This is a genomic window from Duganella sp. FT27W (assembly GCF_009295655.1).
GTDB lineage: Bacteria > Pseudomonadota > Gammaproteobacteria > Burkholderiales > Burkholderiaceae_D > Rugamonas > Rugamonas zoogloeoides.
Genome location: NZ_WHIV01000007.1, coordinates 12,834 through 26,110, shown reverse-complemented (window position 1 = coordinate 26,110; position 13,277 = coordinate 12,834). Strand labels below are relative to the sequence as shown.

The 13,277-nt window shown below is 62.0% G+C and carries 11 protein-coding genes; 1 reads left to right on the top strand and 10 read right to left on the bottom strand.

Annotated features, from left to right (window positions below):
• Positions 1-58: 58 nt before the first annotated feature.
• From ptsP to F8197_RS27355, 8 genes are all read right to left on the bottom strand, one after another.
• Positions 59-1,807, bottom strand: a complete 1,749-nt coding sequence (gene ptsP, locus F8197_RS27390) for a phosphoenolpyruvate--protein phosphotransferase (RefSeq protein WP_152885165.1) — start codon at positions 1,805-1,807, stop codon at positions 59-61.
• A gap of 44 nt (positions 1,808-1,851) precedes the next feature.
• Complete coding sequence (locus tag F8197_RS27385) at positions 1,852-2,121, bottom strand: HPr family phosphocarrier protein (protein WP_019924464.1); 270 nt, start codon at positions 2,119-2,121, stop codon at positions 1,852-1,854.
• 65 nt (positions 2,122-2,186) lie between these two features.
• A complete protein-coding gene (locus F8197_RS27380; RefSeq protein WP_026637766.1) occupies positions 2,187-2,588 on the bottom strand; it encodes a PTS sugar transporter subunit IIA in 402 nt (133 codons plus the stop codon).
• 71 nt (positions 2,589-2,659) lie between these two features.
• Complete coding sequence (gene gshB, locus F8197_RS27375; protein WP_019924466.1) at positions 2,660-3,607, bottom strand: glutathione synthase; 948 nt, start codon at positions 3,605-3,607, stop codon at positions 2,660-2,662.
• A gap of 43 nt (positions 3,608-3,650) precedes the next feature.
• Positions 3,651-4,952 carry a glutamate--cysteine ligase gene (gene gshA / locus F8197_RS27370; RefSeq protein ID WP_152885164.1) on the bottom strand — a complete coding sequence of 434 codons (1,302 nt, stop codon included), beginning with the start codon at positions 4,950-4,952 and terminating at the stop codon, positions 3,651-3,653.
• Positions 4,953-5,131: 179 nt separating this feature from the next.
• Entirely contained in the window at positions 5,132-6,664 is a 1,533-nt protein-coding gene (locus tag F8197_RS27365) for an ammonium transporter (protein ID WP_152885162.1), read from the bottom strand.
• A 10-nt stretch (positions 6,665-6,674) separates the two neighbouring features.
• On the bottom strand, positions 6,675-7,013 hold the full coding sequence (locus tag F8197_RS27360) for a P-II family nitrogen regulator (RefSeq protein ID WP_008444920.1): 339 nt from the start codon (positions 7,011-7,013) through the stop codon (positions 6,675-6,677).
• Between the two features lie 11 nt (positions 7,014-7,024).
• Positions 7,025-7,795, bottom strand: a complete 771-nt coding sequence (locus F8197_RS27355) for a TorF family putative porin (protein ID WP_152885300.1) — start codon at positions 7,793-7,795, stop codon at positions 7,025-7,027.
• Positions 7,796-8,088: 293 nt separating this feature from the next.
• Between F8197_RS27355 and F8197_RS27350 the strand changes: the two genes are divergently transcribed.
• Complete coding sequence (locus F8197_RS27350) at positions 8,089-8,388, top strand: accessory factor UbiK family protein (protein ID WP_152885161.1); 300 nt, start codon at positions 8,089-8,091, stop codon at positions 8,386-8,388.
• 39 nt (positions 8,389-8,427) lie between these two features.
• On the opposite strand, the gene F8197_RS27345 is transcribed toward F8197_RS27350, so the two are convergent.
• Complete coding sequence (locus F8197_RS27345; protein ID WP_227012446.1) at positions 8,428-10,077, bottom strand: glycoside hydrolase 43 family protein; 1,650 nt, start codon at positions 10,075-10,077, stop codon at positions 8,428-8,430.
• Positions 10,074-13,214, bottom strand: coding sequence for a glycoside hydrolase family 2 TIM barrel-domain containing protein (locus tag F8197_RS27340; protein WP_152885159.1), 3,141 nt, complete (start codon positions 13,212-13,214; stop codon positions 10,074-10,076). Before F8197_RS27340 ends, F8197_RS27345 begins: the two co-directional genes overlap by 4 nt.
• Positions 13,215-13,277: the final 63 nt, after the last annotated feature.

The window sequence follows — 13,277 nt, the reverse complement described above, 5'->3', positions numbered from 1 at the left end:
TGGGGCGGCCCCACGGGCCATCTATCAAGGTGGGACCGCGAGGATGGGTCCCACCGACTTACAAGAGCTGTAATTGTTCGACCGCGTCTGCAATTACACCTGGTTCCATCGAGCGCATGATCTTGCGGGTTTGCGGCATGATGCGCGCAAGGTCGCTGTTCAGGATTTCCTGCTTGACCGAGAGCAGTTGCGCCGGATGCATGGAGAACTCGCGCAGTCCCAGGCCCAGCAACAGGCGGGTGAGCTTGACGTCGCCCGCCATTTCGCCGCACACGGCGACGTCGATCCCGGCTTTATGCCCGGCCGCAATCGTCATGGCGATCAATTGCAGCACAGCCGGATGCAGCGGATTGTAAAGGTGTGCGACCTCATAATCAACCCGGTCGATCGCCAGCGTGTACTGGATCAGGTCATTGGTACCGATCGACAGGAAGTTCATGCGCTTGACGAACATCGGCAGCGCCAGCGCCGCGGCCGGGATTTCGATCATCGCGCCCACGTCCACGCTCTCGTCGAACTTGACGTGCTCTTCGCGCAGCTCCGCCTTCGCTTGCGCGATCATGGCCAGCGACTGGTCGATCTCGAACGCGTGCGCCAGCATCGGGATCAGGATGCGCACCTTGCCGAACGCCGACGCGCGCAAAATGGCGCGCAGCTGGATCAGGAAAATCTGCGGCTCGGCCAGGCAGTAGCGGATCGCGCGCAGGCCCAGCGCCGGGTTCAACGCCGTGTGCTCGGCCTGGTCGAGCGGCTTGTCGGCGCCGATGTCGAGCGTGCGGATCGTCACAGGCCGTCCCTTCATGGCCACCACGGCTTTCTTGTACTGCTCGAACTGCTCGTCCTCGGACGGCATCTTGCCCTTGCGGCCCATGAACAGGAACTCGGAGCGGAACAAACCGACGCCGTTGGCGCCCGCTTCCATCGCGGCCGGGCAGTCGTCGGGCAGCTCGATATTGGCCAGCAGCGTGATCTCGGTGCCATCCTTGGTAATGGCCGGGGTTTTCTTCAGCTTGCCCAGTTTTTTGCGGGCGCGGATCGCCGCGTTCTGGCGGTCGCGGTACTGCTCGAGCACCACCACGCTGGGGTTGGCGATGACCACGCCGGCGTCGCCGTCGATGATCAGCCAGTCGTCCTGCTCGATCAGGGTCGAGGCGCCCGACATGCCCACGGCTGCCGGGATGTCGAGGCTGCGGGCGACGATGGCCGTGTGCGAGTTCTGGCCGCCGACATCGGTGACAAAACCGATGAACGAGCGGTCGCGGAATTGCAGCATGTCGGCCGGCGAGATGTCGTGCGCGACGATGATCATCTGCGGCTGGAATTCGTCGTCGCCCACCTTGACCGGCGGCGGCAAAATCTGCGCTGTACCCATCAGTACTTTTAAAACGCGTTCGGCCACCTGCTGGATATCGGCCTTGCGCTCGCGCAGGTACGGGTCTTCGATCTCGTCGAACTGCGCCGACAGTTCATCGATCTGGGTAAGCAGCGCCCATTCGGCGTTGTAGTGGCGCGCGCGGATGATGTCGAGCGGCGCCTCGGAAATCATGGGGTCGGACAGGATCAGCGCGTGGACGTCGATGAACGCGCCCAGTTCCGTCGGGGCGTCCTTGGGCAGCTCGTTCCACAGGGTTTGCAATTCCTTGTGCACCTGGGCCAGTGCCTGCTGCAGGCGCAGCACTTCGGCTTCGAGATGTTCCTCGGCCACCAGGTAGTGCTTGACGTCGAGCGCGGCAGGCGCCAGCTTGTGGGCGCGGCCAATCGCAATCCCGCGCGACACCGGGATGCCGTGCAAGGTAAACGAAGCCATGGGGGCGCCGGAATAAGGACGGGAGCGGCCGCGATCCGAAGGCATTACTCGCCTTCGCCGAACTTGTCGTTGACCAGTGCAGTGAGGGCCGCGATGCATTCCTTCTCGTCGGCGCCGTCCGCTTCGAGCAGGACCTTGGCGCCCTTGCCGGCAGCCAGCATCATCACGCCCATGATGGACTTGGCGTTGATGCGGCGCGAATTGCGACTCAGCCAGACATCGCTCTGGAATTTGGCGGCCAGCTGGGTGAATTTGGCGGACGCGCGTGCGTGCAGGCCGAGCTTGTTGATAATCTCAAGTTCTTGCTGAATCATTTTTATATTGTCTCTTCGAAAAACTGCGAGAAAGCCGCACTCTAAAAATCCCGCGCCAGTCGAATTTATCCGACGCGAATCCGGTTATCGACGCGCACCGCCCCACTTTGCGCACCGGCCAGGGCCATCTCGACGACCACGTCCAGCGTATCGCGGCGGTAGGTGATGGCCCGCAACAGCATCGGCAAGCTGATGCCGGCGATCACTTCCACCCTGCCCGCGTCCGCCAACCGGTCGCAGCAATTGGACGGCGTACCGCCCTTTACGTCCGTCATGACCAGCACGCCATCGCCGTCGTCGAGCCGTTTGATCGCCGCCGCCGCCAGTTGCTGGACCTGGCCGAGATCCTGGTCGGCAATCACATCGATCGCTTCCAGCAGCTCGGTGGGACCACGAAACACGTGGGCGCAGGCGGCAATAAATGCCTGTCCCAGCGGCGCGTGCGTCATAAGCAGTATGCCAACCATATTCTTAATCCGCCAGTGAGCGCGGACTAAATTGCGGCCGTCCGGCAAAATTATTTTGAATTTGCATCTTTTTAACCCGCCGACACGGCAGCTTCCACCGCGTCGATGAAGGTGGCCGCCACCGGAAAGCCTGCTTGCTGCGTGATTTCCTGGAAGCAGGTCGGGCTGGTGACGTTGACTTCCGTCAGGCAGTCGCCGATCACGTCCAGGCCCACCAGCAGCAAGCCGCGCGCAGCCAGGGTCGGGCCGATGGCGTTGGCGATCTCGAAATCGCGCTCGGTCAATGGCTGGGCCACGCCGAGGCCGCCGGCGGCCAGGTTGCCGCGCACTTCGCCGTTTTGCGGAATGCGGGCCAGCGAAAACGGCACCGGTTTGCCGGCGATGACCAGGATGCGCTTGTCACCCTTGGCGATGTCCGGGATGAAGCGCTGCGCCATGATGGTCGTTGCACCATTTTGGGTCAGCGTCTCGATAATCGCGCCCAGGTTCATGGCATCGGGCTTGACGCGGAAGATGCCGGTGCCGCCCATGCCATCGAGCGGCTTCAGGATGATGTCGCCATGCTCGGCCTGGAAGGCGCGGATGCGGGCCTCGTCGGCCGTCACCAGGGTGGGCGACGTGTATTGCGGGAACTGGGCAATCGCCAGTTTTTCGCTGTGGTCGCGGATCGCCGACGGCTTGTTGAATACTTTGGCGCCCTGGGCTTCGGCCAGCTCGAGCATGTAAGTGCCGTAGATGTATTCCATGTCGAACGGCGGGTCCTTGCGCTGGACGATGGCGTCGAACTCGCCCAGGTTGGTTTCCACCGCCGGCGCGGCGCGGTACCAGTCGGTAGCGTCGCCGGTAAAGCTGATCTGCGACGCCTTGGCCGTGGCGATACCGCCCAGCACTGCCATATCCTTTTGCTCGAAGGCATACACGGTGTGGCCGCGCCGGTTGGCCTCGACCATCATGGCGTAGGTGGAGTCCTTGTAAGTCTTGAACGTGGCTAACGGATCTGCGAGAAAAGCGATTTTCATGGATGCTTCCGGTTTGGTGAAGATCTGATTTTAGCCGAGATTCTCAATACACTTCCGGATTGGGGTCGGTGCGCTCCATCTCCAGCGACGCTGCCAGCAGCGCCAGCCGCGCCACCACTCCGTACACGTAGAACCGGTTGGGCGCTGCGGTGCCCGGTTTGGCCTTCAAATCGGGCACCGCGTGCTGCTGCGCGAACGCCAGCGGCACGTACTGCGAGCCCGGGGCATTGAGGTTCTGGTCGATGCCCTTCTCGGCATGAACGCGGTAAAAACCACCGACCACGTAGCGGTCGATCATGTACACGACCGGCTCGGCGACGTCGTCCTTGATGCTCTCGAAGGTGGGCACGCCTTCCTGGATAATGAAGTCGGTGACTTCCTTGCCATCCTTGATGACGATCATCTTGTCGCGCTGGGCCTGCGTCAAGTCCTTGATTTCACTGGAATCCTTGATGGTCAGGATGCTGGTGCCATAGGTGCCGGCGTCGGGCTTGATGATCACGAACGGCTTTTGTTCCTTCATGCCGTACTCTTTGTATTTTTTCTTGATCTTCGAGAGCAGCGTATCGACATTGGCGGCCAGACACTCGTAGCCCTCGCCGGTGCGGAAGTTCACCGCATCGCACTTGGCGTGCAGCGGGTTGAACATCCACGGATCGACACCGATCAGCTTGCCGAATTTCTTCGCCACTTCGTCGTAGGCGTTCAGGTGGTTGCTCTTGCGGCGCAGCGCCCAGCCCGCGTGCAGCGGCGGCAGCAGGCTTTGTTCGTGAATATTCTGCAGGATGTCGGGAATGCCGGCCGACAGGTCGTTATTGAGCAGCACCGTGCACGGATCGAAGTCTTTCAACCCCACGCGACGGCCATTGGCCGAGCGTACCAGCGGTTCCACCACCAGCATATTGCCGTCCGGCAGAGCGATCGGCGTGGGCTGGGTTACTTCCGGCGACAGCGAGCCGAGGCGCACGTGCAAGCCGGTCTGGCGGAAAATCTGCATCAGGCGGGCGACGTTTTGCCAGTACGTGGGGTGGCGCTGGGTGATTTCCGGGATCATCAGCAGGTTGCGCGCGTCGGGGCAGTACTTGTCGATCGCGGCCATGGCGGCCTGTACCGACAAGGGCAGCATCTCGGTAGCCAGGTGGTTGAAACCGCCGGGAAACAGGTTGGTGTCCACCGGGGCCAGCTTGTAGCCGGCGTTGCGCATATCGACCGAGCAATAGAATGGCGGCGTGTGCTCTTGCCACTCGAGGCGGAACCAGCGCTCGATGGCAGGAGTGGCGGCCAGGATCTTTTCTTCGAGGTCGTGGAGCGGGCCGGTCAGGGCCGTGGCGAGATGGGGAACCATGTTTACTTCCTTAAATGATGCGGGAGGCCGACCCTCCAGGCACGCTGAAACACCGAATATTACCTTGTGGACAACCTACATCGGGGCGATAACCCTATTTTAAAGGCGGAAATAAAAAAAAGCCCCCGCACAAGTGCGGAGGCTTTTTCAACAACGTTGCAACGCTATTACATGTCGGCTTACATGTGGTAAGCGGACTCGCCGTGGGTGGTGATGTCCAGGCCTTCGCGTTCCTCTTCTTCCGGTACGCGCAGACCGATCACCATGTCCACCAGCTTGAAGGCGATGAAGGCAACCACTGCCGACCAGACGATGGTGACGCCCACGCCGGTTGCCTGGATCAGCACTTGACCGCTGATCGAGTAGTCGGCCGATGGCTTGTTGGCCACGTAGTCGAAGATGCCCTGGCCACCCAGCGACGGCGCAGCGAACACGCCGGTCAGGATGGCGCCCAGGATGCCGCCCACGCCGTGCACGCCGAACACGTCCAGCGAGTCGTCGGCGCCCAGCAGGCGTTTCAGACCATTCACGCCCCACAGGCAGATCACGCCAGCGAGCAGACCCATGATCAGCGCGCCCATCGGACCGACGAAGCCGCAAGCCGGGGTAATCGCGACCAGGCCCGATACCGCACCCGAAGCGCCACCCAACATCGATGGTTTGCCTTTGAAGATCCATTCAGCGAAGACCCACGACACGGTCGCAGCTGCGGTGGCCAGCAGAGTGTTGATGAAGGCCAGGGCCGAGATGTCGCCAGCTTCCAGCGGCGAACCGGCGTTGAAACCGAACCAGCCGACCCACAGCAGCGAAGCGCCGATCATGGTCATGGTCACCGAGTGCGGCGCCATCGATTCGCGGCCGTAGCCGACGCGTTTGCCGATCACGTAAGCACCGACCAGGCCGGCAACAGCGGCGTTGATGTGCACCACGGTACCGCCGGCGGTATCGAGCGCGCCGTGCTGGAACAGGTAACCGGCTTTGGCGGTTTCGGTGGCCAGGGTCGCGGCATCCTTGATCGCGTCAGGACCGGTCCAGAACCAGACCATGTGGGCGATTGGCAGGTAAGCGAAGGTGAACCAGATCACCACGACCAGCAGGACGGCGGTGAACTTGGCGCGTTCGGCAAAAGCACCGACGATCAGCGCGCAGGTGATCGCTGCGAACGTGGCCTGGAAGGCAACGAACATGAACTCCGGAATCACCACGCCCTTGCTGAAGGTGGCGGCATAGGCGAAGGTGCCCTTGACCGGATCGTAGATATTGTTGAGGAAGGTGCGGTCATGCAGGTTGCCGAAGAACGCATTGCCTTCGGTGAACGCCAGCGAGTAACCGTAGATACACCACAACACGACGATCACGGCGAAGATCATGAAGATCTGCATCAGGATCGACAGCATATTCTTGGAACGGACCAGGCCGCCGTAGAACAGGGCCAGGCCAGGAATCGTCATCATGACCACCAGCAGCGTGGCAACCATCATCCAGGCGTTGTCGCCCTTTTGCGGCGTTGGCGCAGCGGCAGGAGCGGTTTCAGCCACTGCGGCGGTGGCCGCCGCAGGCGCAGCGGCGGGTGCAGCGGCAGCTTCCGGTGCAGCGGCGGTGGCGGCGGCCACCGGCGCATCAGCCGGCTTGGCATCTTGCGCATGGACCGGTGCGGCAAGAGCGAACAGCAGAGATACCCCAGCTAGCAACGTTGTTATAGTTTTCTTCATCTAAATCCCCTTAAAGAGCTTCGTTACCGGTTTCGCCGGTACGAATGCGGATCACCTGTTCCAGGTTGTACACGAAGATCTTGCCATCACCGATTTTGCCGGTGCGGGCCGCGCCTTCGATCGCTTCGATCGCCTGTTCGACGATGCTGTCATCGACAGCCGCTTCGATCTTGGTCTTCGGCAGGAAGTCCACGACGTATTCGGCGCCGCGATACAGCTCGGTATGTCCTTTTTGACGACCGAAACCCTTTACCTCGGTCACCGTGATGCCCTGCACGTTGATCGCCGACAGGGCTTCGCGGACTTCATCGAGCTTGAACGGCTTGATAATGGCGGTAATCATTTTCATGAGAGCCTCGCTTAGAAAGTTTTGGAAATAGTCACAACTGCGCCCGATTTACCGAGGTTTTTGCCGTTGCGGCCGACGTATGCATCGGTATTGGTCTTGACGCCGGCAACCGACACCGAGAACACGCCGAAGTCCTTGGTCACGCCGACCTTGTAGTCGCTATAGCTGACCGGGCCATTGTTCTTGACGTTCTGGTGGCCGGCATGGAGGTTGAGCACATAGCCGTCATAGACGTCATAGTTGAACTGGCCGTCGAGGTAGCCGCTGTTCTTGCTGTCAGGCGTGCCGAACAGGTTGCTGGTCGAGTGCGAATACTTGATCGAGAACGGGCCGGCACTCACCTGGGCGTACAATTCGAAGGTATTGGCGCTGGTGGCGAGCTTGTTCGAAGGATAGGCGTAGTACAGCGCGCCGACGTCGTAGGCGAAGGTGTCATTGATCTGGCCGCGCTTGCCGGCATAGACGTCGAATTCATACGAGGCATCGCCGCCGCCGTCCTTGATCCACTTGATATTGGTGGCCCAGGCCCCCACATATACACCGGTGGGGTTGTTGACATAATCAACACCGCCCTGCACGGCTGGTTGCAGACGGGTTTGCGAAATGCCGCGGTAACGGTAATCGCTGACAACGGCGACGTTATAGGAAATCTGGTTGTCTGGTACGGCTTCGGCAGCGGGTTGCGCTTCCTGGGCCTGCGCCGAGGCGCTCATGGTGGCGAATGCCAAAGTCAACGCTGCTGCTGTCAGGGTTCGGGTCAGGCTTTTGTTTTGGCTCTTCATCATTTTGTCCTTGTAGTTATCGAAACTGAATACAGATACTAGGTGCGATGCGGGTAAAATCCTTGTGAAGCGAAGCGTTAAGCATTCCCTGGCTTCTATAGCAGAATGCGTGCCAGCTAACGTTGCCTGGTAGATAGCAGCTTTGGCTGCTTTGTCATGGGCGACAGGGCGCCGGCTCTGACAAAAGTGATAATTTGGAAGGAAAGTTGGCCGCGCTGTTTGAATTTGCACCACACCGATACACGGACGCACTTCAATGGTGCATCCGTCCAGCCACCAGATCAAGGAATATTATGGATATGAATACTTTTTTTAACGACTTGCAGAACAAGATCTCCAAGGCCGTCGAAAATTCGCCCGCCAAGGACATCGAGAAGAACGTCAGGTCCATGATGACCCAGGGCTTCTCCAAGCTCGACCTGGTCACCCGCGAAGAGTTCGATATTCAAACCCAGGTGCTGGCCAAAACCCGCGCCAAGCTGGAAGCCCTGGAAACGCGCCTGGCGGCGCTCGAAGCGAAAGCCGCACCGGCCCAGCCGGCTGCGGTGGTGCCGGAACCTAAAGTGGAGATCGCCAAAGGCGAGGTGCTGTAAGCAAGCTGCCGGCGGGTAATCTGCCGGCTATTGTCGAGATTATTTGCCGACGCGGAAGTAGTCGGCATAGAGATATGCCGGGGCGCCGCTGGTTCCCGGCGCCCGCGTTGCCAGCAAGCCCACTTGCGCGCCCACCCAGCGTCCCACACTGGCCATGAACGGCTGCCCCGCCAGCGTGTACTGCTTGCCGTCCAGGCTGTAGGAAAAGCGCACCATTGCGCCGTCGCTTATTTGCGCCCGCAGGTACAACGATTTTTTATCTGCATGTTTGTCCGCTCCCTGGTCCAGCGGCCTTAACACCTGCACCTGCTCCTTGCAGGCGGCAGCCGGTTCCGCGCAGGTGGCCAGCACCAGCTCCCTGCCATTTTTGCCCTGCTGCACGCCGATCCACGCGTATTGAATCCCCAGCACCACCAGGCCCGCGCGGCTCACGTCACCCTGCACGGCGATGCGGGTATCGACCGTGAAGGCCGGCGCCGGGAATTTTTGCGTCAGCACCGAAGGCACGTCGCGCACGCTGCCACCCACCGGCGCCGCCTGCGCATGCAACCGCAAACTGCCCTGCTTGGCGTTGAGTTCATACCAGCCCGGCGCCTCGTTGGCGTTCCACTGCCATTGCAGCCCCAGCTTGGGCGCATTGAATTCGTCGCCTGCCGGTGGCGCTTTGATGCCGCTGTCATTGCCGGCCGGCTTGTCGTGCACCAGCACCGGCTCGCCAGTGCCCTTGCCAGCTTTGTCCTCGCCGATCACCGGCCAGCCGTCGTGCCAGCGCATCGGCTGCAAGTGGACGATGCGGCCGTATGCGCGCTTGTCCTGGAAGTGATAGAACCAGTCGCGTCCTTTCAGATCATCGACCCACGCACCCTGGTGCGGGCCGTTGGTGGTGGAGCCACCTTGCGCCATCACGATGCGGTCCTGGTACGGCCCGGCGATGGTGCGCGAGCGGAATACCGACTGCCAGCCGTGTTCCACGCCACCGGCCGGCGCGAAGATGTAGTAGTAGCCGTCCTTCTTGTAGAACTTCGGACCTTCGAGCGTGGTGTAGCCACTGAGCTTGTTGCCGTCGATGATGTCTTTACCGCGCTGGTCGAGCAGCGTGCGCGCTTCGGGGTCCATCTCGCGCAAGGTCAGGATGTTGTTGAAGCCGGCGCGGCTCTTGGCCCACGCGTGCACCAGGTAGGCCTTGCCGTCGTCGTCCCACAGCGGCGACGGATCGATGATGCCTTTGCCGGGCAACAGCAGGTGCGGCTCGCTCCACGGTCCGGCAAAGCTGGTGGCGGTGATCACGTACACGCCGAAATCGGGATCGGGATAGAAGATCCAGAATTTGCCGGCGTGATGGCGCAGCGACGGCGCCCACACGCCCTTGCCCGGCTGCGGCGTGGCAAATGCCTGCGCCGGCACCAGCTTGGGCAGCGCATGGCCCACCAGTTCCCAGTTGACCATGTCGGTCGATTGCAGCAGCGGCAGCCCCGGCGCGTTGCTGAAGCTCGACGCGGTCATGTAGAACGTGGCGCCCACGCGGATGGCGTCGGGATCGGAATAGTCTGCGTACAGGATCGGGTTCTGGTAGCGGCCATTGCCGAGGTCGGCCACCCACGGGCCGCCCGGTTGTGCGGGAGTTTGAGCAGTGGTCCACGGCGCGCTGCACAGCAGCGCCAGCGCGGCGGCGGTTTTCATTATTTTCATTTTGTCTCCTGCGGTTTGGCAGCAAGCGGCGCGATGGTAAAGCTGTAGCTGGCCGGTTCAAGCTTGATGCGGTACTTGACGTGAGCGCGGCCGGTGAGGTTCCAGCCGGTGTCGCCGCCTACGCCGCTCTGGGCCAGGTCGATCAGCAGCGAGCCGTCGCCATGCGGTGCAATCTCCGAGCTTTTCCAGGCGCCACGCGGACGCAGGTACAGGTCTTCGTAGGGGAACGCCAGCGCGTTGACCGACAACGGCGCGGCGCCCTTGACGGTGATGCCGCTGCCCTGGGAGTTGAATAGCGACAGCCAGCGCACGCCGGTCTTGTTGCCGCTTTCCTGCGGACGGCTGTAGCCGTGGTACTGGTCCGCCACCTTGCCGGTGTAGCGGCCGATGGCGTAGCCGGTGGCGCGGTCGGCATACGATTCCTGCGGCCCGCGGCCGTACCACTCGATGGTGTCGAGCGTGTTGTCGTTGTCGAAGCGCAGGCCCAGGCGCAGCGGATCGGGCAAGTCGTCGCGCAGCGGCCTAAACGTCGCCGCCACACCGAGCGCGCCATCCGCATCAAGCGTATACGTCGTTTCCCAATGGGCGGCGCCGGCGCCAAAGCTATACAAGACTTTTACCCGGTTGCCGTCCAGCGTGACCGACCGCACGTGGCGTTGTTCCGAGAACGTCTTCCAGACCTGGTGCGTCTTGTCCACGCCCGCGCCTTCATCGTTGTCGATCAGCCCGCGCCAGAAGTTCGGTGCGCCGCCCTTGAGCACGGTCTTGCCGTTCACCGCATAGTCCACCAGGCCGGTCTTCGCATCGAGCCGCAGGACGGCCGGGCCGCCAGCGAGGCGGATGTCGTCGCCAGCGCGCGTTGGCTGCACCGCTTTGGCCGTCGCCGCCGGTTTGGAAGCTGGCACCGTGACGAACTGCGACCAGCCCACCATCGTGCCAGCCGCCACGCCCTTGACCGAATCGGTGCGGGCTTTGGCGCGCAAGGTCACCAGTTGTTCGCCGCCGGTCGAGCGCAGCTTGGGCAGCCTGATCTCGATCTGGCGGCTGGCGCCCGCAGCGACGGCCGGCACGGTCAGCGCACCGCGCGTGACCTCGTTGCCGTCGTTGGTGAGCACCCAGTCGAAATCGAGGTCGGACGTATCGCGGAAGTCGTAGCGGTTGACCACCGTGACCTTGCCGGACCTGGGATCGCCCTCGAACACCAGCGGCGAATACACTTTTTGCACTTCGTAGTATTCGGGATCGGGCGTGCGGTCGGCGCGCACCACGCCGTCGCCCACCACGCTGTTGTCGCCCACCTTGGGATTGACGTCGAAGCCGGACGCCCAGTAGCGGCGGCCCTTGTCGTCGGTGGCAAACACGGTCTGGTCCACCCAGTCCCAGATAAAGCCGCCCTGCAGTTTTTTATGGGCGCGGATGACCTGCCAGTAGTCTTCCATGTTGCCGAGCGAGTTACCCATCGCGTGCACGTACTCGCACTGGATCATCGGCTGGGTGAAGCGCGGATCGACCGCGTAATCGACCATCTTTTCGATGTCGTCGTACATCGGCGCATAGATGTCCACGTAGGCATTGGGCTTGTGGGTTTCGCCGATGGTGCCGTAGCCCAGGTAGCTGACCAGGCGGGTGGGATCGTTGGCGCGGATCCATTGCGCCGCGTGTTCGAAATTGGGACCGGTGCCGGCTTCATTCCCCAGCGACCAGAAGATGATCGACGGCGCATTCTTGTCGCGTTGGACCATGCGCGAGACGCGGTCGAGGTGGGCCGCGCGCCACTGCGGCTTGTAGCCGAGCTGCACCTGTTCGCGGTAGCCGGGCACCTTGGAGTGGTCGCCCAAATGCATGTAGGCGTGCGATTCGATATTGGCTTCGTCCATCACGTACAGGCCGTATTCGTCGGCCAGGTCGTACCAGCGCGGATCGTTCGGATAATGCGAGGTGCGCACGGCGTTCACGTTCGCCTGCTTCATCATCTCCACGTCCTTGCGCATCAGGTCCAGCGACATCACGCGGTACGTGACCGGATCGTGCTCGTGGCGGTTGGCGCCCTTGATCACGATGCGCTTGCCGTTGACGCGTACTTCGCCATCCTTCATCTCCACCGTGCGAAAACCGATGCGGCGCGACGTGGCCGACACCAGCTTGCCGTCGGCATCAAGGTATTCGATCAGCATGCGGTACAGGTTGGGTGTCTCCGCCGACCAGGCACGCACCTTGGGCAGCACGCCATCGATGGTGGCGGCACTGCCGTCGATCTTCGCCTTGCGGGCGAATACTTCGCGCTCGCCGTCGAACAGCGTGACCGCGATTTCGCCCGCTGTCGGCGCACCGGCCAATTCGGCCTTGAGCTTGAACACGCCGTCGGTGTACTGTTTGTCGAGCAGCGCGGTGACAGTGTAGTCGCGCAGCCAGGCTTTGGGTTCGGCGTACAGGTACACGCTGCGCTCGATGCCGGACAGGCGCCAGAAATCCTGGTCTTCCAGGTACGAGGCGTCTGCCCAGCGATAGACTTCGATCGCGATATTGTTCTTGCCCGGTTTGAGGTAGCGATTGAGCTTGAATTCGGCCGGCAGCTTGGAGTCCTCCGAGTAGCCCACCTTCTCGCCGTTGACCCAGATGTAGTAAGCGGAACCCGCCGCGCCCACGTGCAGGAACACTTCGCGCCCCTCCCAGCCGGCCGGCACCACGAAGTCGCGGCGGTACGAGCCCACGTCGTTGAAGGCGTCTGGCACATGCGGTTCGTTGAGCGGGAACGGGTAATCGACGTTGGTGAAAATCGGCTTGCCGTAGCCCTGCGCCTGGATCATGCCCGGCACCTGGATGGTGCCCCAGCGGCTGGTGTCGAAATCGTTTCGGTAGAAATCTTTCGGCCGCTCGCCGGGCGTATTGGAGTGGGCAAACTGCCAGGTGCCGTCGAGCGACAGGTAGTACTGCGAGGCGGCCATGTCGCCGGCCACCGCCTTGTCGCGGCTCTCGAAATTGAAGAACGTCGCCTTCATCGGTTCGCGGTTCACGGCCACCACTTCCGGTTGCTGCCACTCGGTGAGCGTCGTTGGTGCGGGGGCGGCGTGCACTCCGGCCGAGAGGGACGCCAGCGCCAGCAGGCATGCGTGGACAGAAGCGGTTTTTTTGGCCATGGGCTGTTCTACCTTTTCATGAAAACGATGACAAAGATACCAACGCCGAGTATAGGCGATGGA